Below are 22858 nucleotides of genomic sequence, written 5' to 3' on the forward strand. Positions count from 1 at the left end.
CGCGATGGCCATGGGCGGCGAGCCGACGGCTGCCGCGTTCCGATCGGCCGTGGCCGGGGGACGTCTCGACCTGCCGTTGCCCGGTGGCGGACGGACGGCGGAGCGGTTCGCGCGCCTCGTCGCGCTCGGTCGCGCCGATCCGGCGTTGGCCCGCCTGGGGGAGGGGCACGCCGACGCGTTGGCGATCCTCGCCGAACTGGGGGTGGCGATCGATCCGGCGTGGCGCCGCGAGCCGTGGGGCGTCTGGGCCGCCGTGCCGGCCTCGGTCACCGCGAGCCGGGACGGAGACCGGTGGCGGCTGACCGGGGAGCGACAGTGGTGCTCCGGGGCGGGTCTGCTGTCCCGGGCCCTGGTGACCGCGACCGCCGACGACGGCGTACGTCTGTTCTCGGTCGAGGTCGGCGCGGCCGGGGTGACCCCGTTGGCCGACACCTGGCCCGCCGTCGGCATGGCCGCCAGCGACAGTCGGACCGTCCGCTTCGACGCAGTGCCCGCCGACCCCGCGGGCGGACCCGGCCGCTACACCGCGCGGCCGGGTTTCTGGCACGGCGGGGCGGGTGTGGCGGCGTGCTGGTACGGCGGGGCGGTCGGCGTCGCCGACACCCTGCACGACGCGGCGCGGCGCCGTCGCCTCGGCCCGCACGCCATGGCGCACCTCGGCGCGGTCGACGCGGCCCTGACCGCCGCCCGGCGCGTCCTGTTCGCCGCCGCCGACGAGATCGACGCGAACCCCACCGGCGACGCCGACCGGCTGGCACACCAGGTGCGTGCCACCGTCGAGGCGACCGCCACCACCGTCGTCGACCGGGTCGGTCGGGCGCTGGGGGCCGGCCCGCTGTGCCAGGACGCCGGCCACGCCAGGCGGGTCGCCGACCTGACGGTGTACGTGCGGCAGAGTCACGCGGAGGCGGACCTCGCGCATCTGGGCGAGCTGGTGACGGCGGCCGGAGATCCCGGATGGTGAGGCCGATCGTCGGCGCGGGCACGGACGAGCGGACGTGGCGCGCGTGGCCGGCGCCGGCCACCTGGCCCGTGCTGGCCGTGGACGGCCGGGCGCCGGCGGCGCCGCCGTTGGTCGTCGCCCCACACCCCGACGACGAGGTGCTCGGCGTCGGCGGCCTGGTCGCCATGCTCGGCGGCGGAGTCGGCGCGGAGATCGCGGTCGTCACCGACGGCGAGGCCTCCCACCCCGGTTCGACGGTCCACTCACCGGGGGAACTGGCGGCGATCCGGCGGGCCGAGACGGCCACCGCCTGCGGACTGCTCGGGGTCGCCCCCGCCGCCATCGCGCACCTCGGGCACCCGGACGGCGCGGTCGACGAGACGGCCCTCACCGACGCGTTGACCGCCCGGCTGACACCCGGCCGGTGGTGCGTCACGACCTGGCGCGGGGACGGCCACCCGGACCACGAAGCGGTCGGGCGAGCAGCCGCGGTCGCCTGTCGGCGCACCGGCGCGACGCTGCTGGAGTTCCCGGTCTGGACGTGGCACTGGGCCGAGCCGGACGATCCCGACGTGCCGTGGCGCCGCGCGCGCCGGATCGACCTGACCGAGGCGGCCAGCTCGGCCAAGCGGGAAGCGATCAAGGCCTTTCACAGCCAGATCCGGCCGCTCGGGCCGGCGCCCGCCGACGCCGCGATCCTTCCCCCGCACGTTCTCGCACGCTTCGCGCGTCCCTACGAAACGGTGTTCGTGCCATGAACTCACCCGGCACCCCCGCCGAATATTTCGACGCCATGTACGCCGGCGCCGAGGATCCGTGGAGTTTCGAGACCCGCTGGTACGACCGGCGTAAGCACGATCTGACGGTCGCCTGTCTGCCTCGTCGGCGGTACCGGTCGGCGTTCGAACCGGGATGCTCGACGGGCATGCTCACCCGCCGGCTCGCGCCGCGGTGCGACCGGCTGCTGGCGGTCGACATCGCCGCCGCGCCGGTGGCGAGCACCCGGCGACGGCTCGCGGACCAGCCGCACGTACGGGTGGAGCGGATGCGCGTCCCCGACGAGTGGCCGGCCGAGGCCGAGCGCTTCGACCTGATCGTGCTCTCCGAACTCGGCTACTACTTCGACGACGCCGGGCTGGACCTGCTGACCACCCGGACCATGGACTCGCTCGAACCGGGTGGCACGCTGGTCGCGGTGCACTGGCGGCCGGCGGTGGCCGAGCACGCCCGGGGCGGGGACGACGTGCACCGGCTGCTCGACGACGTGGACGGGCTGGTGCGGACGGCGCGCCACGAGGAGGCTGACTTCCTGCTCGACGTCTTCCTCCGCGTGCCGCCGCCGGCCCGCTCCGTGGCGCAGGCCGAGGGTCTGTGGTGAACCGGATGGCGGTCGTCGTGCCCGCCCACGACGAGCAGGAGTTGCTGCCCGGCTGCCTGAGCTCGGTCCTCGGTGCGCTCCGCCGCCTGCCCGTGCCGGCGGAGGTGATCGTGGTGGCCGACGACTGCCGGGACGCGACCGCCGCCGTCGCCGAGCGACTCGGCGCCGTCGTGCTGACGGTGCGGGCCCGCAACGTCGGCCGGGCCCGCGCCGTCGGCATGGCGCACGCGCTGCGCCACGGCCCGCGGGATCTCTGGCTCGCCACCACCGACGCGGACAGCCGCGTACCCCGGCGGTGGGGCGGCTGGCAGTTGCGCCACGCCCGCGCCGGCACCGACCTGTTGGTCGGCACGGTGCGGGTGACCGACTGGGCGCCCCGCTCCGAGCAGGTCCGGGAACGCTTCGAGACCCGGTACCGACGGGATCTGGGCAGCACCTGGCACCGGCACGTCCACGGCGCGAACCTGGGCTGCGCCGCCCCGGCCTACGAGCGGTTGGGTGGGTTCGCCGACCTGTCGCACGGCGAGGACCACGACCTGGTCGAGCGGGGTCGTCGGCAGGCCGTACGGGTCGTCGCCGATCCCGACTGCCCGGTCCGGACCAGCGCCCGGCGCCAGGCCCGCGCCCCGCACGGCTTCGCCCGCTACCTGGACGCCCTCGACGCCCCGACCGCCCCGGTGCTGCGGGGAGACCCGGCCGCGACCAGGGGCGCGGGGACGCGCTAAGGGGGCGGCCGGTTGCGGATGTGCGGTCGATAGGGGTCTCCTCCTGACGGATTCACCGGGATCATCGTGCCTGCGACGACCGCCCGGCCCACCAGCCGACCGCGGCTGCCGGAACCTCTCGCGCACCTTCGGGGAAGGAACTGCCTTGTCCACTCGTCGTCAACTGCTGCGCCTCGGCGCGGCGTCGGGCATCGTCGGGGCGACCGGTGGCCTGGCCGGTCTCGCCGGTCTGGCCGGGCAGTGGGGCGCGGCTCCCGCCACGGCCGGGACCGCCGCGCCGACGGCCACGCCCGTGCCGCCGTTCACCGTGCCGTTGACAGTGCCGCAGACCCTGCGCCCGGTGCGCCGGACCGCCACCACCGACTACTACTCGGTCACCATGCACCGGCGGCGACTGGAGATCGTGCCCGGCACGCGCACCGAGGTGTTCACCTACAACGGCGACCTGCCCGGCCCCACGATCCACGCCACCTCGGGTCGACGGGTGGTGGTCCGCCAGCGGAACCGGCTGGCCATGCCCACGGCGGTGCACCTGCACGGCGGCGCCACCGCACCCGAGGACGACGGCTCGGGCGACGCCACGATCCCGCCGGGCGGCGAGCGGATCTACACCTACCCGAACCGGCAGCCGCACGCCACGCTCTGGATGCACGACCACACCCACCACATGGAGGCCGAGCACCTCTACCGGGGCCTGGCCAGCCTCTACCTGCTCACCGACCGCACCGAGGCGGCGCTGCCGCTGCCCCGGGGCCGGTTCGACGTCCCGCTGGTGCTGCGCGACGCGCACCTGGACGCCAACGCCCAGTTGGTCTGGACCATGGACGACGCCGACAACCGCACCACCCTGCTGGTCAACGGACGGCCGTGGCCGCGCTTCGAGGTGCAGGCCCGGCGCTACCGCCTGCGCCTGGTCAACGCCAGCAACCTGCGGTTCTACCTGCTGCGGCTCGCCGACGGCGGGGACATCACGGTGATCGGCTCCGACGGCGGCCTGCTGGAGGCGCCGGTCACCATGCCGTACGTGCTGCTCTCCCCGGGTGAGCGGCTCGACGTGGTGGTCGACTTCGCCCGCTACCAGCCGGGCACGTCGGTGGTGCTGCAGAACCTGATGGGGCCCGGCCCGGCCGAGCAGGTGGGCCAGGTGATGCGCTTCGACGTCGTACCGGCGAAGGGCCCGGACCGTACGTCGGTGCCGGAGCGGCTGCGTACGCTGCCGCCGCTGCCCACCCCGACCGTGCACCGCAGCATCGAGCTGCGGATGGACGAGGCGGGTTCCGGTGGGCACCAGGCGTACATCGACGGGAAGGTCTTCGACCCGGCCCGGATCGACACCACCATCGCCTGGGGCAGCACCGAGGAGTGGACGGTGACCAACGCCAACGTGGTCATGCCGCACAACTTCCACATGCACCTGGTGCAGTTCCGGGTGCTCGACCGCAACGGCGCACCGGCCGATCCGACCGAGTCCGGGCTGAAGGACACCGTGATCGTCTGGCCCGGGCAGAGCGTGCGGTTGCAGGCGACGTTCGACACCTGGCGTGGCGTCTACCCCTATCACTGCCACATGGTCGACCACAGCGCGATGGGCATGATGGCCAACCTCAGGATCATCTGAGCCGCCCCGGGCAGCGGGCAGGAGGTCAGGGCGCGTAGCCGGGGTCGGCGACCGTCTCGGCGATGCGGGTGAGCCAGTGCAGGTCGTTGGCGCGGGACTCGGCACCGGCCCCGGGGGCGAGGATGCCGGCGAGGAACGCGGCGACGTCGTCGAGGTGCCGCTCGGCGCGGTAGTAGCTCAGCCTGGTCCGGTCCGGTTCCCACGGCCCGTAGCCCCGGCGGAACAGTTCCGCGCGGCGCGCGTCGACCGGGTGGTCCCCGAAGTCACCGCTGAGGACGAACATCAGGTCCCGCTCGCGCGGCGCGAGCACCGGCGCGTCCCAGTCCACGACGTGCAGCGGGCCGTCGCCGTCGGCGATCAGGTTGCCGGGGTGGATGTCGGCGTGGCAGATGACGTGCCGGGCCGGTGTCATCCGGGCGGCCAGCTCGTCGACGGTCGCCGACAACCGGCGCAGCGCGTCGCCGTACCGGTGCCAGAACGCGCCGAGGGCCGGGCTCGCCGCCGCCTGCGGGCCCAGCGTCCGCAGCCGTTCGCCGGCGCTCGACCGGTAGGTCTCGACCGGCAGGAGGTCGGCGATCCCGGCGGTCGGCGTGATCGTGTGCAGGCGGCCCAGGAACTCGCCGTACTCGATCCACTGCCTGTCGGTGAGGCCGGGCGCCCACCGGCTCCCGCCGTCGTGGAACGGGTAGAGCAGCAGGTGGTGATCCCCGAACGGGTGACCGGTGCCGCCGTCGGGCCGGTCGATCGGCGCGACCACCTGCCGGATGCCCCGGGCCCGGAGCAGGCCGGGCAGCCGGACGGCCGCCGGCGTGAACTCGCCGAGCCGGAGCTTCAGGAACCACCGCCCGCCGTCGGCGGTGTCCACCCGGTAGGCCCAGGCCCGGCCGTCGAGGCCGACCGGCAGGAACACGAGCGCGGAGACGTCCAGCGCCCAGGCGGTGGCCACCTCCGCCGCCAGCGACCGTTCGTCGACGTCGGGCTTGTCGATCACGGAGGGAGCGTGGCAGGCCGGCGTCCGCCCGGCAAGCGCATTCGCCGGTACGCGGGCGGTCCGGGGACCGGACGTCGGGCACGTCCGGTCCCCGGGGTACGTCCGGCCGGGGCGGCCGACGCTCAGGCCGGCCGGGCGCTCGGGGCCTCTGCGCACGGCTCGCCGAACCAGCGGGCCAGGTGTCTGTCCAGGTCCCGCTGGTCGTCGCCGACCCAGGCGACGTGGCCGTCCGGGCGGAGCAGCACGGCCGGGACGTCCAGTGCCGCGGTGGGATCCCCGAGGTGGTCGACCCGGTCCGCCCAGCCGCCGACGGCCAGCCGGCCGGTGCGGTCGAGCAGCAGGCCGCGGCCGTGGTGCAGCAGGTCGTAGAGGCGGCCCGGCCGCACGTCGACGTCGGGTAGGCGGCGGCCGAGCAGGTCGGGTCCCTCGCCGAGGTCGTAGCGGACGTCGATCGCGGTGATCTTCTCGATCAGGCGGCGGTTCACCTCGTCGATGTCCATCAGTTCGGTGAGCAGCCGGCGGACGGCTCGTGGCCCCGGCTCGGTGGACAGCAGTTCCATCTGGGCGCGCGTGTTGTCCAGCACGTCTGCGGCGACCGGGTGGCGTTCGGCCTGGTAGGTGTCGAGCAGCGGGTCCGGCGCCCAGCCCCGGACCTGCGCGGCCAGCTTCCAACCGAGGTTGAACACGTCCTGGAGGCCGAGGTTGAGGCCCTGCCCGCCGATCGGCGGATGGATGTGGGCCGCGTCGCCGGCCAGCAGCACCCGGCCGACCCGGTAGCGTTCGGCGAGCCGGGTGGCGTCCCCGAAGCGGGACATCCAACGCGGGGAGTGCACCCCGAAGTCGGTGCCGGCGACCACGCGGAGCTGGCGTCGGAAGTCCTCCAGCGTCGGCGGCTTCGCGCGGTCGCTGACGCCCGGAACGGGGACGATGACGCGATGGACCCCGACGCCGACGGGCGCCACCAGGAACCGCCTGTCGATCTCCCGGACCTCGGCCACCCGGGCGGCGATCTCCTCGGGCGACACGCCCACGGCCATCTCGCCCAGCAGCGTCTCGGACCGCGCCGGCTCGCCGGGGAAGCCGACGCCGAGCAGCTTGCGCACCGTGCTGCGCCCGCCGTCGCAGCCGACGAGGTAGCGCGTGCGCAGCCGTTGCCCGTCGGCCAGCTCGACTGTCACCCCGTCGTCGTCCTGCGCGAGACCGGCCACCGCAGAACCCCGCCGGACCTGCGCACCCCGCGCGACCGCGTGCTCTTCGAGCAGGTGGACGACGACCGGCTGCGGGATTCCCAGCAGATAGGCGTACGCGGAATCCAGGCCCTCCGGCGCGGGCTTGTCGATGGCGGCGAAGAAACCGCGGGCCGGACGCCGTCGCCCGCGTTCGAGCACGCGTGCCAGCAGCCCGCGCATGGCCAGCAGCTCGATGCTGCGGATGTGCAGACCGACGATGCGGGCGAACGACGTCGGCTCGGTCTCCTTGTCCAGGACGAGCACCCGGACGTCGTGCAGTCGTAGTTCGGCGGCCAGCATCGCGCCGACCGGCCCGCAGCCGGCGATGATCACATCGAACATGGTGTTGCCTCTCGGGAAGCGCCGTGGTGGCGAGGGCGCTCCCGGCGACACCTACGTCGATCGCCCGACCGGGACCGGAGGGGGAGCACCCACATCGATACGGTTCATGGGTCTCACCTCCTCGGGCCGGGTCACGGTCAGCCGCACGCTACAAGCCAGGGTGTCGCCCGGTCCAGCCCTTTTTCCCGGGTCGGGTCGGCGGTGCCGACATCCACGTTCGGGTGGTGCTGACACCACAGTCGGTGAGCGGTGAGGGGAAACCTGATGGAGAATCTTCCGGTACGGGCGTCGATATCTGATCGTCCTGTTTGGGTAGAGACAGGTGAGGGGTGACCGGAGAGCGTCGCCCGGGACAAGGGAGTCATGGCATGAAGCGGTACCTGATCTCGTTCGAAGACGGCGCGATGGACCACATCCCCGCCGAGGAGATGGCCGACGTCGACAAGGCCTCGCACGCGGTGATGGAGGACGCCGTGAAGGCCGGCGCGTACGTGTTCGGCATCGGGGTCGAACGCCAGCGGGCGAGCGTCGTGGCCGCGGACGGGACGGTCACCGAGGGCCCCGACCCGGAGGCCGTGAGGTTCCTCGGCGGGTTCGTGATAGTCGACGCGGAGACCCGCGAGGAGGGGCTGGCCTGGGCGACCCGGATCGCCGACGCCTGCCGGTGCCCGCAGGAGGTGCGGGAGCTCCAGTACGACCCGGAGACGGAGAAGATGCTCCGCCGCCACCAGGACTGATCACCCCGGCTCGTCCGGCGCCGCCCGGGCCAGCCGCTCGCGGACCCGGTCGACGTCCGAGTGGCCGAGGCCGTCGAGGATGACCAGGGCCCGGCGCCAGGTGCGGAGCGCGCCGGCCCGGTCACCGGCGGAGTGCCGGCAGTCGCCGAGCCGGGTCAGGGTGTCCGCCTCGTCGTACCGGTCACCGATCCGCTGGTAGAGCGTCAGCGCCCGGCCGTAGCACCGGGCCGCCCGACGGTGGTGGCCGAGCCGGTCGTGGATGAGGCCGAGGCTGTCCCAGGTGTTCGCCTCACCGTGCCGGTCGTCGGTCCGCCGCAGCAGCGCCAGCGCCTGCTCGCAGTGCCCGCGTGCGGCAGCGTACTGGCCGAGGCGGGCGTACGACCAGCCATCGCGTTGCGGGCGCTGGCCTGCCCCACCGGGTGACCGGTGTGCTCGTAGAGCGCCAGCGCCCGCGTCGCGTGGTGCAGCGACTCCTCGTACCGGCCCATCCCGTCCAGCATCGCGCCGAACGCGCGGTGGGTGCGGGCCTGTCCGCTGTGGTCGCCCAGCTCCGCGAAGAGCGCCAGCGCGTCGCGGTAGTGGCCGGCGGCCTCCTCCTTCCGGTCCAGCCGGACCAGCACGCGGGCGAGGTCGCGGTGGGCGTTGGCCTGGCCGGCGCGCTCGCCCGTCCGCCGCGCGGCGGTCAGGGCGGCCTGCTGGGCGTCGGCCAGGTCCGACCAGCGGCCCTGGCGTTGCAGGAAGTCGACCAGGGTCCGGGCCAGCCGCCAGGCGTGACCGTCGCACCGGGTGCGCCCGGCGTGCGCCACCGCCGCCAGGAGCACCCGGTGCTCGGTGGTGAACCAGGCCAGCGCCGACGCCGGGCCGGTGATCTCCTCGGGGACCACGCCGGGCAGCGCGTCGGCCGGCGCGACCGGATCCCAGCCCGGCTGCAACAGCACCGCGGCGGCGTGCGCGGAGTGCAGGTAGTGGTCGAGCCCACGACGGATCGCCGCCTGCCGCTCCTCGTCGGGATCGAGCCGCTCGGTCAGCTCGGCCGCGTACGCGCGCAGCAGGTCGTGCACGCCGAACCGGCCGGGGGCGTGCTCGGTGACCAGGTGCGCGTGGGTCAGCTCACCCAGCAGCCGGGGCACCTGGTCCCGGGGCAGGCCGGCCAGGCTGGCGACCGCCGGGATCCCGAACTCGGGGCCCGGATGGCAGCCGATCAGCCGGAACAGCCGCGCTGCCGGCGGGGTCAGGCACTGGTACGACCAGGAGAAGACCGCCTGCACGTCGGTGCCGGCGTCGCCGGTGTCGAACGCGTCCAGCAGCCGTGCCGTCTCGCGCAGGCCGGCAGCGAGGGTGGCCAGGGGGAAGGCGGGGTGCGCCGCGCCCCGGGCGGCGAGCACCGCCAGCGCCAGCGGCAGCCGCGCGCACCGCTCGACCATCTCGTCCACGACCTGCGGCTCGATCGCCAACCGTTCGGCGCCGAGGCGCCGGGCCAGCAACTGCCAGGACTCGCCGGTGCTGAGCAGCCCGACATCGATCGACCGGGCGCCCTCGGCGGCGATCAGGCCGGCGAGCCGGTTGCGACTGGTGACCACCACCAGGCAGCCGGGGCTGCCCGGCAGCAGGAGCCGGACCTGCTCGACGTCGCGGGCATTGTCCAGCAACACCAGCATCCGACGGTCGGCGAGCAGGCTGCGGTAGAGGCCGACCTGCGCGGACAGATGGTGGGGCAGCAGTTCCGGGGGCACCTCCAGCGCCTCCAGGAAGCCGCGCACCGCGTCCGCCGGTGTCACCACCGCCCCGGTGGAGTCGAAGCCCCGCAGATCCACGTAGAGCTGGCCGTCCGGGAACCGGTCGGCGGCGCGGTGTGCCCAGTGCACCGCCAGCGTCGTCTTGCCCACCCCGGCGGTACCGGACAGGACGACGATCGTCGAGGCGGGGTCGCCGGTCGCCGGTCCGCCGCGGTCACCCGCGTCGTCCAGTTGCGCCAACTGCGCCTGCCGGCCGACGAAGCCGGGCAGGGCCGGCGGAAGCTGACGCGGTGCGGGCAGCCGTGCCGCCCGGGTGCGGCCCCGGCCACCGGACCGGACGGTGGGGGCCCGGTCCGGCCCGGGCTGTCGTCGGGCCTCCTCCACCCGGTCCCGCGCCGTGGCCAGCGCGCCCTGCTCCACGACGGTCGCCCCGAGCAGTCGGATCAGGATGTCGAACCGCTCCGTCGGCGGCAGGATGTTGCCCGCGAAGTACTCCCCGATCACGCCGCGCGACCAGCCGGTCTTCGCGGCGAGCTGCCGGTAGGTCAACGGCGTCTCACCCTGCTGCCGGGCCTCCCGGCGGCGCAGTTGACGCAGCAGTCCGGCCAGCTCCGACACGGTCCGGGTCGCGTCGGCGGGGCGGACCAACGGGTGCGCGTCGCGGCCGGGGGCCACGCCCGGCGTCGTCGTTCTCCGCGCGTCGCGACGCTCCCTCTGGTCGGACATCCGGCCTCCCCACTGGCCCTCCCCGGCCGCCCCGGGGTGAGGTTAGGGCCGCGCTCACGGATAGCCATAGACCCATGCTGATGTACGACAGTTCCCCTCCCGAGGAACGGGATCCGGCCGGCGTCGGCGCCTCGGGGGTGGCGTTGGGCTGAGGGCTCTCGGGCGCGATGCCCGATCCCGGCGACCGGGCCGGTACGCGATCCGCGTACCGGCCCGGCTCCGTACGGCCTACGCCTTGATCGCGGCGTCCAGTGCCTTGGCCAACTCGTCGTGCCCGGGCAGGTTGGGATGCGGGCACCCACCGATCAACTTCTTCTGGATCTTGTCGGAGGTGAGGGCCGGCGCCGGCTGGAAACGGACGATCGGGTCGGCGGGCAGGATGCTCGCCCGGATCGCGTTGTTGACGTCCTTGGTCCAGGTCTGGACCTGTGTCTTCCAGGCCGGCTGCGTCACGAGGTCCACCTCGACGTCGGGGATGTTCGGCAGCGCGCCCTTGACGGTGTCGGGCAACTTCGTGTTCTGCACGTACGTCTGGGCGAACGAACCCAACGCCACCTTCGCCGGCGTGATGTCGTAGTAGCCCATCCAGACGACCTTGTCCGCCCCGGCGCGGACCATCCGGGTCGTGATCGCGTTGGCGTCCGCGGTGATCTTCGCGTAGTTGGCCGGTCCGTCGAAGGCGGGCACCACGAACCGGAGCCGGTCGACCGTCACCTCCTTCTCGTTGCCGGCGTTGACGTTCTCCTGGAGCACCACCTGGCACGCCCCGCCCTTGATGACGTCGTCCCGGCCGATCTGCTTGCCGGTCGTGTCGTACCAGCGCATCACCGCGTTGAGCGGGAGGTTGTTCCGGATGAAGTACTTGACCATCTCGGTGCGCATCAGCTCGGCCATGCCGCACATCGCGATGCCCTGCGCCACCTGGGTCCAGTTGGTGTTGTTGATCCCGCCGGTGGTGACGAAGTACGCCTTGCGCCGATCCTGCTTGGCCTTGGCCACCGCCGCCTCGGCCAGTGCTATCGGCGGCGACGTGCGCGACCAGAGGTTCTCGCAGGCGTCCGGATAGGTGGCCGCCGCGCCGAGGATGTCACCGGTGCCCATGCCGGTGCGCGCGAAGTTGTAGTACTCCACCACGTCCTGGTTGAGCGCGGTCACGTACCTGCCCGCGTAGCTCGACGTCATGTCGTTGCCGGGCAGGCCGCGCTGGTCCGCCTGGGTGTTCTGGTTGACGGCGCACTTCTTGGGTTCGTGGTGGTGCTTCGCCTGGATGTGCGCCGAGGTGACGGAGTCGCCGGTCGCCACCAGCACCGCGGGCGCGGCCGGATTCCGGTTCGGTGGGCAGAGCCGGTCCTTCTCCGCTTCGGTGAGTCGGCTGTCGGTGGGCGCGGTGCCGCCGGTCGCCGCGCACCCGGCGGGCGGTGACGGACTCCCCGACGGCGGCACCGTGGCGCTGGGCGGCACCGTGGCGCTGGGCGGCACCGTGGCGCTGGGCGGCACCGTGGCGCTGGGCGGCACCGTCGTGCTGGGCGGCACCGTCGTGCTGGGCGGCACCGTCGTGCTGGGCGGCACCGTCGTGCTGGGCGGCACCGTCGTGCTGGGCGGTGCGCTGCTGCTGGGTGGCGCGGTGGCGCTGGGTGGGACCGTGGCGCTGGGCGGCACGGTGCTGCTGGACGGCGCGGCGGTGGTCGGCGGCGTGGCGGACGTGGTCGTGCCGGGTGACGACGGCGGGCCGGACACCGGCACGGTGGGGCTCGGAGTGACCGGGCACGGGCTCGGCGACACCGCCGAGGCGGACGGGTCGACCGATCCGCTCGGATCTGGGCCCGCGCTGCCGGTGGAGGTCGGGATGCTGGTCGGGGCGACGGTCGCGGTCGAGGAAGCCGAGGGCGTCGCCGTCAGGGCGACCGCGAGCGGCGTCGTCGAGGGGGTGCCGGTCGGCCCGCACCGGGCCTGCCGGTCCTCTTCGATGCCGGTCCGTACGTCGGGCGGCAACGGCTCGTCCGGTGCGACGCACGGATCGAAGAACCAGTCCACCCCCTCGATGGTGCGGATGCAGGTGCGCTCGTCGACGGCGTCGGCGGGGGCGGGGTCCACGGCCGGCTGTGCCAGGGCGGGCAGCAGCCCGGTGCCCAGCGTGATCACCATGGTGGCGGCCGGCAGCAGGAGCGTGCGGGGTCTGCGCATCGAACCTCCGATCGGTCCCGGGCGCACCGCCCGGGACCCCGCCTCTACCCACTTCCATAGATCGAGATTCCTGGATCTGTGAGTCCGGTCAACCGCCCGGGCAACGGGTGTCGCCACCGCTGTGCTCCACGCAGTGTCCCGGCGGGCCGGGCGCGGTCGGGGCCGGCGCCGGGTTCAGGTCCCGGCCGGCGTGCACGGCGATCGGCAGGGCGGGCACGGCGAGCCCGACGGCAAGCACCAGGAAGACGATCGCGGTACGGACCAGTCGCAGGTGGTACGCCACGAGCGCGACGAGAACGGGCCCGGCGACCGCCACCAGAACGAAGGTCAGCAGGGCCAGCGTCGCCCGTCGAACGCGGCGACGGCGCTGCGGATGGTGATGCCCCGCCGACGCTCGATCTCGCCGCTGTCGGTGCGGGTGGTGCCCGCGTCGACGCTGCCGAGCCGGTCGATGGCGCCGGTGGCGTGCAGCAGGCGTTCGGTCAGGCTGGTCTTACCGGCGTCGACGTGGGCGACGATGCCGAGGTTGACGGTCTGCATGGGTCGACGGGTCCTCGAAAGCTCGCGTCCGGATGGGCGGGAAGGTTTCGAGTCCTCGCATCGTCGTGCTCCCGTCAGTCGGTTCGGCCCGTCTCCGCGTCAGGCTGGCAGAGCCGGCGCGGCCGGTCCACCGAATTGCGCGGTCACCTCCCGGGCCGCTCGTCCGGGCCGGCCGGGCGCTCGGTCTCCTGCACCAGGTAGTGCGGCCGGCGCTTGGTCTCGTAGTAGATCCGGCCGATGTACTCCCCGATCACCCCGAGGAGCATCATCTGGATGCCGCCGAGCCCGATCACGCTGACGATGATGGTGGTGTAACCGGGGACGTCGATGCCCTTCTCGACGGCGTCCGCGACCACCCAGGCCATGTACGCGACCGCGATCAGGGTGAGGAACAGGCCACCGTAGATCGCGAGCCGCAGCGGCCGGTTGTTGAACGACAGCAGGCCGTCGAACGCGTAGTTGAAGAGCTTGCCGAACGTCCACCGGCTCCGCCCCGCCTGCCGGATCTCGTTGCGGTGGGCCACCACCGCGGTCCGGAAGCCGATCCAGGAGAACAAGCCCTTGGAGAACCGGTTGTACTCCGGCATGGCCAGGATCGCGTTCACCGCGAGCCGGGACAGCAGCCGGAAGTCGCCGGCGCCGTCCAGCAGGCGGACGTCGATCCACCAGTTGATGGCCCGGTAGAACGACCGGGACGCGAGCGTCCGGACGAGGCGGTCACCACGCCGGTCCCGGCGGGCGATCACCTGGTCGAAGCCCTGCCGGTAGAGCGTCAGCATCTCGGGCAGCAGCCGCGGCGGGTGTTGCAGGTCGGCGTCCATGATCACGACCGCGTCGCCGGTGGTCCGCCGCAGCCCGGCGAGCATCGCCGCCTCCTTGCCGAAGTTGCGGCTCAGCGACGTGTAGCGGACGTCCGCGTCGGCGGCGGCGAGCCGGCGCAGCGCCGCGAGGGTGCCGTCGGTGCTGCCGTCGTCGACGTAGACCACCTCGACGTCCACGTCGGGAAGTTCGGCGAGTGCGGCGCGCACGGTCCCGTGCAGCCGCTCCACCGACGCCTCCTCGTTGAAGCAGGGCACCACCACGGACAGCCGCACCCGCGTCACCTCGGCCCGCCCCGGTCAGAGGTGAAAGACGAGCGTGCCATCGAGATCCTCCCGGGTGATGCCGAGCCCGTCGACGGGCCGGGCCTCGATGCCCTCCCACGGTGTGCCGGCGGCGCGGCTGGGGACGGCCACCACCGACCGCACGCCGATCCCGCGCAGGTAGGCCACGCTGCCCGGGTCGGGGAAGGACGCGATCGCCGCCTTGGTCTGCGCCTGGCTGACCGGCTCGAAGCCGGCCAGCCCGTTCGTCACCCGGGGAAAGCCGTCGGTCGTCCACAGCATGTACGTCAGGTCGCCCACGCCGCCGGCCGGCAGCACCAGGATCGGGTCCCGGGCCGCCCGCATCGCCGCCGGTGGTCGGGGCACCTCCGGGTGGGGCGTGGTGTTGACGCCCTCCGTGACGACCAGGGCGAGCGGCGCCAGCAGGACCAGCGGCATGAGGAACCGTGACCGGCGGCGGCCGGTGGACCGTCCCGGCGACTCGGCCAACGCGGTCACCAGCCCGGCGGCCAGCAGCGCCAGCAGCAGACTGGTCCAGTGCATCATCCGGCCGGGCGTGCGCAGCGCGTCCCAGCCCGGCAGGTGCGTGGACAACGTCAGGTAGCCGGGATCGCCGTCCCCGCCGAGCGTGGCGCCCAACCCCAGCAGCACCGTGCCGAGCACCCCCACCCCCAGCGCCACCCGGCGCCGCAGCGGGTACGCCGAGACGACCAGCCCCGCCGCGGCCAGCCCGATCAGCGTCATGCCCGGCAGCAGCGCCATCTCCGGCGGCCAGGAGAGCTGCTCGCGGGCGGCGGCGTGCCGCTCGCCCCACAGCCACGAGTCCCCGGGCGCGGTGAGGAACCCCATCAGCGGCGGGGAGAACATCTTCGTCCAGTCCAGCGTGCGTTGGGCCTGCGGGTTGAGGTCGACGACGCGCAGGAAGACCAGGCCGAGCAGGAGCGTCACCGCGCCGAACACGGCGCCACCGGCCAGGTCCGCGAGTAGCAGCCGGCGGCCGAACGGCGGGCGTTCCCGTCGGCGCCACCAGGACCAGCCGTAGCACCCGGCCGCCACCAGCACGGCGGCCAGCAGGAAGTACACGAGTGGCAGCCCGATGCCGAAGCCGAGGCTGACCTGCCAGGCGGCGACGAGCCACCCGGCGAGCGCCCAGCCGGGCCGCCGCCGCTCCGGCCGGTAGCCGTGGCGCAGCGACCACCCGTGGCCCCGGGCCAGCATCGCCAGGGCCAGCGCGATGCCGCCGCTGGACAGGATGTTCAGGTGCCCGGAGTGCGCCAGCCGCCACGGCGCGAACGCCCAGGCGATCCCGGCGACCGCCCCGCCCCACCGGTTCGCGCCGAGCTGCCGGGCCAGCGCATACGCCCCGAAGCAGGCCAGCGCGTGCAGCAGCACGTAGAGCACGTTGTACCGGATCACGGCCGCCTCGAAACCGGTGCCGAGCATCCCGACCGGGGCGTAGCCGAGCAGCGTGTCGCTGTAGGCGTAGGTGTACCGCTCGGGATAGAACGTGTTCGAGTGCCAGAGATCGAGCGGGTTGGTCAGCAGCGCGTGCCCCGCCCAGGCCACCTGCCACGCCTGCAACGTGGGATCGCCGAGGTCGCCGGGGATGGTGCTGGCCGGGTGCCGCAGCGTCGGCCAGGTGAGCGCCACCGCGACCAGCAGGCTGGCCAGCGCCGCGAGGACCCATTCGGTGCGGGTGCGACGCCACCACGGCGTGCCCGGGGCCGGGTCGACGGTGGGCTGTTCGGGGGGTGCGCTCTCGGTGCGGTCCCGAGCGTCGGTGGATGGGGCTTCCATGGGATAGATGGTCTGCGATGCGCTGGCCGTTGTCGATCAGCTGTCCGGAGGGTGGACCGCCGACGCTTGATTGAATAGGGATCTGTCAATAGATTGGGGGTGGGCGCCGCCGAGGTCCTCCGACCGGGCCGTCGGCGGCTGACAGCTCCACCCCGAGCCGGGCACGTCGGCCGTACGCGCCGACCGGTCGCCGTGGCGCACCGCCGCGCCACATCCAGGGCACGTTGCCGCGCCGCGTCCGTCCGGGACGCGCGCCGCCGCGTCGCCTCCGCCCCGCTCGATGGCAGAAGGACCCTCCATGACGATTCTCCGCGCCCGCCCCGCCCCGATCCTGGCGGCCGTCGCCGCGCTGGCCGCCACCCTGGCCGCGACCGGCACGGCCCTGCTCGCCGGCCCGGCCGCCGCCGCCCAGGGCTGCCGGGTCGACTACACGCCCAACCAGTGGTCCGGCGGGTTCACCGCCAACGTCAAGGTCTCCCCCGGGGACACGGCCGTCTCCGGCTGGACGGTCACCTGGACGTACCCCGGCGACCAACGCGTCACGAACGGCTGGAACGCCACGGTCACCCAGTCCGGATCGACGGTGACCGCCCGCAACGTGTCGTACAACGGCAGCATCCCGGCCGGCGGCTCCACCGAGTTCGGCGTGCAGGGCACGTTCTCCGCCGGCGGCGGCGCGCCGACCGGGTTCACCCTGAACGGCGTGCCGTGCAACGGCGCCGGGCCGACCGGTGTCCCCACCACCACGGTGCCGACCACCGCGCCGCCCACCTCGACGCCGCCCACCACCGCACCGCCCACGTCGCCGCCGCCGACGACGGACCCGCCGACCACCGCGCCGCCGCCGGCCGGCTGCGCCGGGGCGGCGCTCTGTGACGGCTTCGAGAACCAGACCGGGTCGACGCCGTCCGGTGACTGGACCGTGGTGAACCCGGACTGCGCCGGCGCCGGCACGGCCACCGTCGACACCACCACCACGCACAGCGGCAGCCGGGCGGTCCGGATCAACGGCGCCGCCGGCTACTGCAACCACGTGTTCATCCGGACCACGAAGAACCTCGGCAGCCTGGGCAGCGTCCGGTACGGCCGGATCTGGGTGCGGCACACCACCGCCCAGCCCACCGACCACACCACGATGATGGCGATGACCGACGCCGCCGACGGCAACAAGGACCTGCGGATGGGCGGCCAGAACGGCGCGATGCAGTGGAACCGCGCGTCGGACGACGCCACGCTGCCCGAGCAGAGCCCGGCCGGGGTGGCGCAGAGCCTGCCGCTGCCCACCAACCGGTGGGCCTGCCTGGAGTTCATGGTGGACGGCTCCGCCGGTCAGCTCCGCACCTGGCTGGACGGCGTCGCCGTGCCCGGGCTGACCGCGGACGGCGTACCGACGCACGACATCGACGGCCAGTGGTACAACCGCACCTGGCGGCCCCAGCTCACCGATCTGAAGCTGGGCTGGGAGAGCTACGGCGGCGGGGCCGACACGCTCTGGTACGACGACGTCGCGGTCGGGTCCAGCCGGATCGGCTGCTGAACCGTCGGGCATCGCGGGACGTGTCCGGGGTGTGGTCCGACCACACTCCGGACCATCCCCGGCACCCGGGTCGACGCCCCTGCGGGGCGGACCGCTGGCTAGCGGGCGGGCGCGTCCCGGCCGACGCCGACGCGGCTGCCGCCGAACCACCGGGCCAGCGCCGCGTCCAGCGTCCGCTGGTCGTCGCCGACCCACGCCACGTGCCCGTCCGGCCGGAGCAGGAGCGCCGGCACGTCCAGATCGGCGTCCGGGTCGGTGACCTGCCCGACCCGGTCGGCCCAGCCGGCCACGGACAGCCGCCCGGTCCGGTCGAGCAGCAGTCCCTGGCCGGTACGCAGCACCTCGAACAGGCGGCCGGACCGGAGCCGGACGTCACGCAGCCGCCGCCCGAGCAACTCGTGGCCCGGGCCCAGGTCGTACCGGACGCTGATCGCGGTGATCTTCTCGATCAGGAGCCGGTTGACGGCGTCCACGTCCATCACCTGCGCCAGCAACCGCCGGACCGCCTGCGGCCCGGGCTCGGTGCTCGTCAGGTGCATCTGCGCGCGGGTGTTGTCCAGCACGTCGGCCGCCACCGGATGCCGCTCGGCGTGGTAGGTGTCCAGCAGGTCGTCGGGCGCCCGGCCGGTGACCGCCGCGGCCAGCTTCCAGCCCAGGTTGAACGCGTCCTGGAGACCGAGGTTGAGCCCCTGCCCACCCATCGGCGGGTGGACGTGCGCGGCGTCCCCGGCCAGGAACACCCGCCCGACGCGGTAGCGGTCGGCCTGGCGGGTGGCGTCACCGAAGCGCGACAGCCACCGGGGGGAGTGCACGCCGAAGTCGGTGCCGGCGTACCGGTGGAGCTGACTGCGGAACTCCTCGATCGTCGGCGGCGTCGCCCGGTCCTCGGCCACCCCCGCCGCCGGCACCACCACCCGGAACACGCCCGGCCGGCCGGACGGGCCCAGCCCGAACCGCTTCTCCGTCCGGCGTACCTCGGTCATCACCTCGACGATGTGCTCCGGGGCCGCGGTCACCTCCATCTCGCCCAGCAACGTGTCGACAGTCGACGGCTCACCGGGGAAGCCGACCCCGAGCAGCTTGCGGACCGTGCTGCGCCCACCGTCGCAGCCGACGACGAATCGCGCCCGCAACGGCGTCGCGGTCGCGCCGTCGAGGCCGACGGTCACCCCGTCGTCGTCCTGGTCCAGCGCGACCACGGCGGCACCGCGCCGGATCTCGGCGCCGACCTCGGCCGCGTGCTCGGCGAGCAGCCGGTCGGTGAGCGTCTGCGGAATGCCGAGCACATATCCGTGCGCGGTGTCCAATCCGGCGGGCGCCGGTTTCTCGATTCCCGCGAAGAATCCCCGGATCTCACCGGCGCGGATCGGATACGTCCTGCCGTGGTCGAGGAAACGCTCCAGCAGTCCCCGTTGGTCCAGGATCTCGATGCTGCGGACGTGCAGCCCGAGCGACCGCACGTACGGCGGCGGCTCGGCCTCCTTCTCCAGCACGAGCACGTCGACGCCGTACAGGCGCAGCTCACTCGCCAGCATCATGCCGGTCGGGCCGCCGCCGACCACGATCACATCGAACATGTCATTCCCCCATGGTGGGCCGATTCCTGCGCTCGGCCGACGATTCTGCGTCACGATCGGGGCCTTGCCGCAAGCCCGGGGGTGCGGTATACGTTAATAGTGGCAGGGAGTTCCGCTCCTTGCCTTTCCTGTTTTCTTCCCGGTGGACGGCTCAGCCGTCGACGAGCGCGGCGAAGGATCCGCCGCGGCGGAGTTGGTCGACGAGGTCGAGCACGCCCGCCCGCCCGCCGTGGGCCACCACCCACCGGTGGACCCGGCAGGCCGCCCTGGCGTACACCTGCTCGTCCGCACCGGCGGCGCGTAACCAGTCGGTGAGCGTCTCCGGTAGCGGCCCCGGCGCGGTGTCCCGGCAGCGGTCCGGCGCGCTCGGCGGCCCGAGGTACCGCCGGTCGTCGGAGACCAGCACGGCGAGCCCCTCGTCGAACCACTGGGGAACCTCGTCGCGGCGGGAACCGAGACGCGCGTGGAACTCCACGTGCGACAACTCGTGGGCGGCGATCTCCGGGGAGATGCCGCGGGGCGAGAGCATCAGCGCCCGGTTGCGGATCGCGATCCCACGCTCGCCGCCGCCCCCGATCCGCCGGTAACAGTCGGACGTGAGGCAGGCGAGCACGATCGGGTCGCTCGTCCGCCCCTGGTAGAAGTCGTCGACCCGCCGGCTCGCGTCGCGGTACACCTCGACCAGCCGCCGCCGGTCGGCGTCCGACAGGTCGGGTTCGGCGTAGAGACGGTCGCGCACCGGCACCAACCCGTAGCAGCGGGGGCAGGTGGTGGCGGCGACCGACGGGTACGCCAGCGCCAGCGCGGCCGTCGCGGTCACCGTCAGGACGACCACGGCGGCCACCACCCAGCGCCAGCGCCGCCACCGGCCCGGTCGAACGGGCATGTGCGCTCCTCGCCCGGCCGGCTCAGCCGACCTGACCGTTGTCCTTGAGCGCGCCCCACCCGTGCCAACGGTCGATCTCGATCGACGCGCTGACCCGACCGCGCTCCCGCCGCGGGTACGGCTGCCCGGTGTAGTGCCGGGCGAGCCGGTCGATGTCCGCCAGGTCGGTGTCGTCGCGCAGCTCCACCACACGGCCGACGATGCTGAGGTGGGTGTACCAGCCCTGCTCGTCCAGCACGGTGAGGGTGACCCGGGGATCGTTGCGCAGGTGGCCCAGCCGGCGCCGCCCCTCGTCCATGTTCACCAGGATCCGGCCGTCGTCCCACAGGTACCAGGTGGCCGCGGAGACCGGCTGGCCGTCGGGGCGCAGCGTGGCGATCACGGCGGGGTTCGGCTTGCGGAGCATGGCGACGGCGGGCTCGGGCAGCGGTGGCTTCGACATGGCTCTCCTCTTCGCGGCAGCGCTGTCTCCGCACTGTACGGACCGGCCGTGGCCCGCGCAGGGGAACCGGGCCCGGAGCCGGACGGCTCCGGACCCGGTTCCGCGCCGTCAGGAGGCGGCGCAGCCGACGTTGCCGGGCGCGGTGCCGCCGTCACCGGTGGCGGTGAACCCGAAGGTGGTCGACGCGTTCGGGGCCAACGTGCCGTTGTAGGGGGCGTTCCGGACCTGGACGGTGCCGGTGGTGCCGGTGTTGACGCCGCCCCAGAGGCTGCTGATGGCCTGGCCGTTGGCCAGGGTCAGGCGGGCCGTCCAGCCGTTGATCGTGGCGGTGGTGTTGTTGGCCACGGTGACCTCACCCTGGAAGCCGCCCGGCCAGGTGTTGATCGTGCGGTAGCTGGCCGCGCAGCCGGTCGGCGGGGGAGTCGTCGGCGGCGTGGTCGTGGGCGGGGTCGAGGTGGGCGGCGTGCTCGTGGGCGGTGTGCTGGTCGGCGGCGTGGTGGTGGGCGGCGTGGTCGACGCGAACTGGCTGAAGAACCGCCAGATCTCCCCCGAGGTCCAGGTCCGCGAGTCGTTCGGGGTGCCCGACCCGTCCACCGGGCTCGGCGTGTGGTCACCGTCGAAGGCGGCCCACTGCACCGGGTAACCCGCCCGGCAGCCGGAGTAGACGGTGGTGATGTGGGTGAAGCTGTTCAGGGCCGGCTCACGGGGGGTCTGTGCGGTGCAGCCGTTGTTGCGGACGAACGTGTCCCGCAGCGACCGGCCCATGGAGATGTTCAGCACGCTGTCGTGGGTGCCGTGGATGCCGAAGTAGGGGACCGGCTGGGTGCCGCCGTTGCAGCCGCTCAGGTTGGCGCCGGACAGCACCGCCACCGCGCGGATGACGGTGGGCCGGGCGCAGGCCACCGCGTAGCTCATCGCGCCGCCGTAGCTCCAGCCGAGCGCGAACCGCTGGGTGGTGTCCACGCAGAGGTCGTTCTCGACCTGCCGGGAGATGTCGTCGAAGAGGGTGAGGTCCCGGCCGTTGGTGTTGGCCCAGCCGTTGTCGATGCCCTGCGGCGCGACGAAGATCGTGCTGTTGTTCGACAGCGGCAGGAGTCCGTAGTAGCCGGCCGAGGCGACGTTGTTCGCGGAGCCGTTCAGCCAGTGGAAGCCGAAGACGAGCCGGTAGGGGTGGTTCCGGTCGTACCCGTCCGGGATCCGCAGGATGTAGCTGCGGTTCTGTCCGCCGCTGGAGATGGTGCGCGTCCCGTTGCTGAGCGTGGGGGCCTTGCCGCAGCCGGCGGTCGCCGCGAGCGTGCCGTTCGTCGCGGCCTGCGCCGCGGGGCCGAGGCCGCCGCTCAGCACGCCGCCCGCCGCCGCCGCGAACAGCAGGGCCGCGGCGGCCAGGGATGAGAGAAGCGGGGTACGTTTCACGATTTCTTGCCTCCGTGCCGTCGATGTCTGGTGGCGGTGGTGTGCGCGTGGGCGCCCGGCGACCGCTGACGTGCCGCCGGAAGCGGAAGCCGTGCCGGGTCGCCTGCGAGGTGGCGGGGAGAGCGGTGCGGCCGGGCCGGAACGGGATCCGGCAGCGACCGCCGGTCGGCTGGCGTCGGCGGAACGGCCCGGACCGGTCACCGGCCGGTCGGGCGGCGGAAGAAGGCCGGTGCAGCGCCGTGCCGGTCGACCGGATCGTGGAAGCGTGCCCTGCGCTCCCGTGCCGAAAGATAGCAGGTTATCGATAACATCTTCAACCGGAAGCTTTCCGGTAAGAACGCCGCCGGGGTCCGAAACTCTCGCCCGATCTCCCGAAACGTCCGTCCCGGAGGTGTGCTCTCCACTGTGAGCGATCACAACATCGGACGCGGCCACTAGGGTGCGAGGCGTGCACATCCGATTCGACGTACCCGCCGATCCCACCTACCCGGGCCGGGTGGCCGCCGCGCTCAGCGGCGTCCGGCTGCGCCCGTTCGGCCGCCTCGGCGCGGCGCTGGCCGCGGTCGGAGCGGTCGGCCTGGCCGCCGCGTGGGCGTTCGGGTCAGGCGAACGGGCCGCGCCGCTGTGGACCTCGCTGCTCGTGGCCGGCGTGCTGTCGATGCTGTACGCGCCGTGGGTCCAGTGGCGGGCCCGCCGCCGCTCCGGTGACTACGCCGTCGAGGGCGGCTACGAGATCACCGACGACAACATCATGATGCGCAGCGGCTCGGAGTCCGCCGGCATCGCGTGGGACGGGGTGAGCCGGGTGACGGACACCCCGGAGTTCTGGATCGTGTACGTCGGCCGGATGCCGGCCACCGTCATCCCGCGCCGGTTGATGTCCGCCGGGGAGGCCGAGACGCTGCGCGCGTTCCTGACCGGACGCGGCCTGCTCCGGTCCCGGTGAACCTGTCA

General features: G+C 73.7%; 21 protein-coding genes and 1 pseudogene. 9 read left to right on the forward strand and 13 right to left on the reverse strand.

The genetic code is table 11. The annotated features are described in order from the left end of the window. The first annotated feature begins 4 nt into the window (after nt 1–4). The 5 genes from ACIA6B_RS03210 (at nt 5) to ACIA6B_RS03230 (ending at nt 4664) form a co-directional block, all read left to right on the forward strand. Entirely contained in the window at nt 5–964 is a 960-nt protein-coding gene (locus ACIA6B_RS03210; protein WP_396770449.1) for an acyl-CoA dehydrogenase family protein, read from the forward strand. Then, nucleotides 958–1701, forward strand: a complete 744-nt coding sequence (locus ACIA6B_RS03215) for a PIG-L deacetylase family protein (RefSeq protein ID WP_396770452.1) — start codon at nt 958–960, stop codon at nt 1699–1701. The genes ACIA6B_RS03210 and ACIA6B_RS03215 overlap by 7 nt, the downstream gene beginning before the upstream one ends. Next, the gene (locus ACIA6B_RS03220) at nt 1698–2321 is read left to right on the forward strand and encodes a class I SAM-dependent DNA methyltransferase (RefSeq protein WP_396770454.1); all 624 of its coding nucleotides are present in this window, start codon (nt 1698–1700) and stop codon (nt 2319–2321) included. Before ACIA6B_RS03215 ends, ACIA6B_RS03220 begins: the two co-directional genes overlap by 4 nt. Before the next feature lie 5 nt (nt 2322–2326). Continuing rightward, entirely contained in the window at nt 2327–3046 is a 720-nt protein-coding gene (locus ACIA6B_RS03225; RefSeq protein WP_396770456.1) for a glycosyltransferase, read from the forward strand. Between the two features lie 145 nt (nt 3047–3191). Then, nucleotides 3192–4664 carry a multicopper oxidase family protein gene (locus ACIA6B_RS03230; RefSeq protein ID WP_396770458.1) on the forward strand — a complete coding sequence of 491 codons (1473 nt, stop codon included), beginning with the start codon at nt 3192–3194 and terminating at the stop codon, nt 4662–4664. A 25-nt stretch (nt 4665–4689) separates the two neighbouring features. Here ACIA6B_RS03230 and ACIA6B_RS03235 read toward each other — a convergent pair whose 3' ends face one another. Together ACIA6B_RS03235 and rox (ACIA6B_RS03240) are read right to left on the reverse strand one after the other, a co-directional pair. Then, complete coding sequence (locus ACIA6B_RS03235; protein ID WP_396770460.1) at nt 4690–5655, reverse strand: phosphotransferase enzyme family protein; 966 nt, start codon at nt 5653–5655, stop codon at nt 4690–4692. Between the two features lie 122 nt (nt 5656–5777). Continuing rightward, entirely contained in the window at nt 5778–7226 is a 1449-nt protein-coding gene (gene rox, locus ACIA6B_RS03240) for a rifampin monooxygenase (RefSeq protein WP_396770462.1), read from the reverse strand. A gap of 368 nt (nt 7227–7594) precedes the next feature. Here rox (ACIA6B_RS03240) and ACIA6B_RS03245 point away from each other — a divergent pair, with 368 nt between their 5' ends. After that, nucleotides 7595–7963: a YciI family protein gene (locus ACIA6B_RS03245; protein WP_396770464.1), complete on the forward strand. Its 369-nt coding sequence runs from the start codon at nt 7595–7597 to the stop codon at nt 7961–7963. Here the strand turns inward: ACIA6B_RS03245 and ACIA6B_RS03250 are convergent, their stop codons facing one another. The 3 genes from ACIA6B_RS03250 to ACIA6B_RS03260 form a co-directional block, all read right to left on the reverse strand. Continuing rightward, nucleotides 7964–8284, reverse strand: coding sequence for a hypothetical protein (locus ACIA6B_RS03250; RefSeq protein ID WP_396771209.1), 321 nt, complete (start codon nt 8282–8284; stop codon nt 7964–7966). After that, the gene (locus tag ACIA6B_RS03255; RefSeq protein ID WP_396770466.1) at nt 8167–10425 is read right to left on the reverse strand and encodes an ATP-binding protein; all 2259 of its coding nucleotides are present in this window, start codon (nt 10423–10425) and stop codon (nt 8167–8169) included. The genes ACIA6B_RS03250 and ACIA6B_RS03255 overlap by 118 nt, the downstream gene beginning before the upstream one ends. A 228-nt stretch (nt 10426–10653) precedes the next feature. Further along, on the reverse strand, nt 10654–11727 hold the full coding sequence (locus ACIA6B_RS03260; RefSeq protein ID WP_396770468.1) for a hypothetical protein: 1074 nt from the start codon (nt 11725–11727) through the stop codon (nt 10654–10656). Here ACIA6B_RS03260 and ACIA6B_RS03265 point away from each other — a divergent pair. Continuing rightward, nucleotides 11705–12691, forward strand: a complete 987-nt coding sequence (locus tag ACIA6B_RS03265) for a hypothetical protein (RefSeq protein ID WP_396770470.1) — start codon at nt 11705–11707, stop codon at nt 12689–12691. The genes ACIA6B_RS03260 and ACIA6B_RS03265 overlap by 23 nt on opposite strands. A 6-nt stretch (nt 12692–12697) precedes the next feature. Here the strand turns inward: ACIA6B_RS03265 and ACIA6B_RS03270 are convergent, their stop codons facing one another. The 4 genes and pseudogenes from ACIA6B_RS03270 to ACIA6B_RS03285 form a co-directional block, all read right to left on the reverse strand. Further along, nucleotides 12698–12925: a hypothetical protein gene (locus tag ACIA6B_RS03270; protein ID WP_396770472.1), complete on the reverse strand. Its 228-nt coding sequence runs from the start codon at nt 12923–12925 to the stop codon at nt 12698–12700. A gap of 35 nt (nt 12926–12960) precedes the next feature. Then, a pseudogene (locus ACIA6B_RS03275) lies at nt 12961–13149 on the reverse strand (GTP-binding protein); the annotation flags it as partial. Nucleotides 13150–13292: 143 nt separating this feature from the next. Next, complete coding sequence (locus ACIA6B_RS03280; protein ID WP_396770474.1) at nt 13293–14252, reverse strand: glycosyltransferase family 2 protein; 960 nt, start codon at nt 14250–14252, stop codon at nt 13293–13295. Between the two features lie 15 nt (nt 14253–14267). Further along, complete coding sequence (locus ACIA6B_RS03285; protein WP_396770476.1) at nt 14268–16049, reverse strand: hypothetical protein; 1782 nt, start codon at nt 16047–16049, stop codon at nt 14268–14270. A gap of 298 nt (nt 16050–16347) precedes the next feature. Between ACIA6B_RS03285 and ACIA6B_RS03290 the strand changes: the two genes are divergently transcribed. Continuing rightward, entirely contained in the window at nt 16348–17586 is a 1239-nt protein-coding gene (locus ACIA6B_RS03290) for a cellulose-binding domain-containing protein (RefSeq protein ID WP_396770478.1), read from the forward strand. A gap of 98 nt (nt 17587–17684) precedes the next feature. Here the strand turns inward: ACIA6B_RS03290 and rox (ACIA6B_RS03295) are convergent, their stop codons facing one another. From rox (ACIA6B_RS03295) to ACIA6B_RS03310, 4 genes are all read right to left on the reverse strand, one after another. After that, complete coding sequence (rox, locus tag ACIA6B_RS03295; RefSeq protein WP_396770479.1) at nt 17685–19163, reverse strand: rifampin monooxygenase; 1479 nt, start codon at nt 19161–19163, stop codon at nt 17685–17687. 151 nt (nt 19164–19314) lie between these two features. Continuing rightward, nucleotides 19315–20049 (reverse strand): hypothetical protein, encoded by a 735-nt coding sequence (locus tag ACIA6B_RS03300; protein ID WP_396770481.1) that lies wholly within the window; start codon nt 20047–20049, stop codon nt 19315–19317. Nucleotides 20050–20071: 22 nt separating this feature from the next. Beyond that, the gene (locus ACIA6B_RS03305; RefSeq protein WP_396770483.1) at nt 20072–20491 is read right to left on the reverse strand and encodes a PPOX class F420-dependent oxidoreductase; all 420 of its coding nucleotides are present in this window, start codon (nt 20489–20491) and stop codon (nt 20072–20074) included. Between the two features lie 108 nt (nt 20492–20599). Further along, complete coding sequence (locus ACIA6B_RS03310; RefSeq protein ID WP_396771211.1) at nt 20600–21907, reverse strand: cellulose binding domain-containing protein; 1308 nt, start codon at nt 21905–21907, stop codon at nt 20600–20602. A 445-nt stretch (nt 21908–22352) separates the two neighbouring features. On the opposite strand from ACIA6B_RS03310, the gene ACIA6B_RS03315 reads away from it, so the two are divergent. Continuing rightward, nucleotides 22353–22850: a YcxB family protein gene (locus tag ACIA6B_RS03315; RefSeq protein WP_396770485.1), complete on the forward strand. Its 498-nt coding sequence runs from the start codon at nt 22353–22355 to the stop codon at nt 22848–22850. Nucleotides 22851–22858: the final 8 nt, after the last annotated feature.

This window comes from Micromonospora sp. NPDC051141 (assembly GCF_044455765.1).
Lineage (GTDB): Bacteria > Actinomycetota > Actinomycetes > Mycobacteriales > Micromonosporaceae > Micromonospora.

Coding starts and splice junctions, on each gene's coding strand:
- ACIA6B_RS03210 (WP_396770449.1), top strand. CDS start 5: ATGGCCATGGGCGGCGAGCCGACGGCTGCCGCGTTCCGATCGGCCGTG.
- ACIA6B_RS03215 (WP_396770452.1), top strand. CDS start 958: ATGGTGAGGCCGATCGTCGGCGCGGGCACGGACGAGCGGACGTGGCGC.
- ACIA6B_RS03220 (WP_396770454.1), top strand. CDS start 1,698: ATGAACTCACCCGGCACCCCCGCCGAATATTTCGACGCCATGTACGCC.
- ACIA6B_RS03225 (WP_396770456.1), top strand. CDS start 2,327: ATGGCGGTCGTCGTGCCCGCCCACGACGAGCAGGAGTTGCTGCCCGGC.
- rox (WP_396770462.1), bottom strand. CDS start 7,226: ATGTTCGATGTGATCATCGCCGGCTGCGGGCCGGTCGGCGCGATGCTG.
- ACIA6B_RS03245 (WP_396770464.1), top strand. CDS start 7,595: ATGAAGCGGTACCTGATCTCGTTCGAAGACGGCGCGATGGACCACATC.
- ACIA6B_RS03255 (WP_396770466.1), bottom strand. CDS start 10,425: ATGTCCGACCAGAGGGAGCGTCGCGACGCGCGGAGAACGACGACGCCG.
- ACIA6B_RS03285 (WP_396770476.1), bottom strand. CDS start 16,049: ATGGAAGCCCCATCCACCGACGCTCGGGACCGCACCGAGAGCGCACCC.
- ACIA6B_RS03290 (WP_396770478.1), top strand. CDS start 16,348: ATGACGATTCTCCGCGCCCGCCCCGCCCCGATCCTGGCGGCCGTCGCC.
- rox (WP_396770479.1), bottom strand. CDS start 19,163: ATGTTCGATGTGATCGTGGTCGGCGGCGGCCCGACCGGCATGATGCTG.
- ACIA6B_RS03300 (WP_396770481.1), bottom strand. CDS start 20,049: ATGCCCGTTCGACCGGGCCGGTGGCGGCGCTGGCGCTGGGTGGTGGCC.
- ACIA6B_RS03305 (WP_396770483.1), bottom strand. CDS start 20,491: ATGTCGAAGCCACCGCTGCCCGAGCCCGCCGTCGCCATGCTCCGCAAG.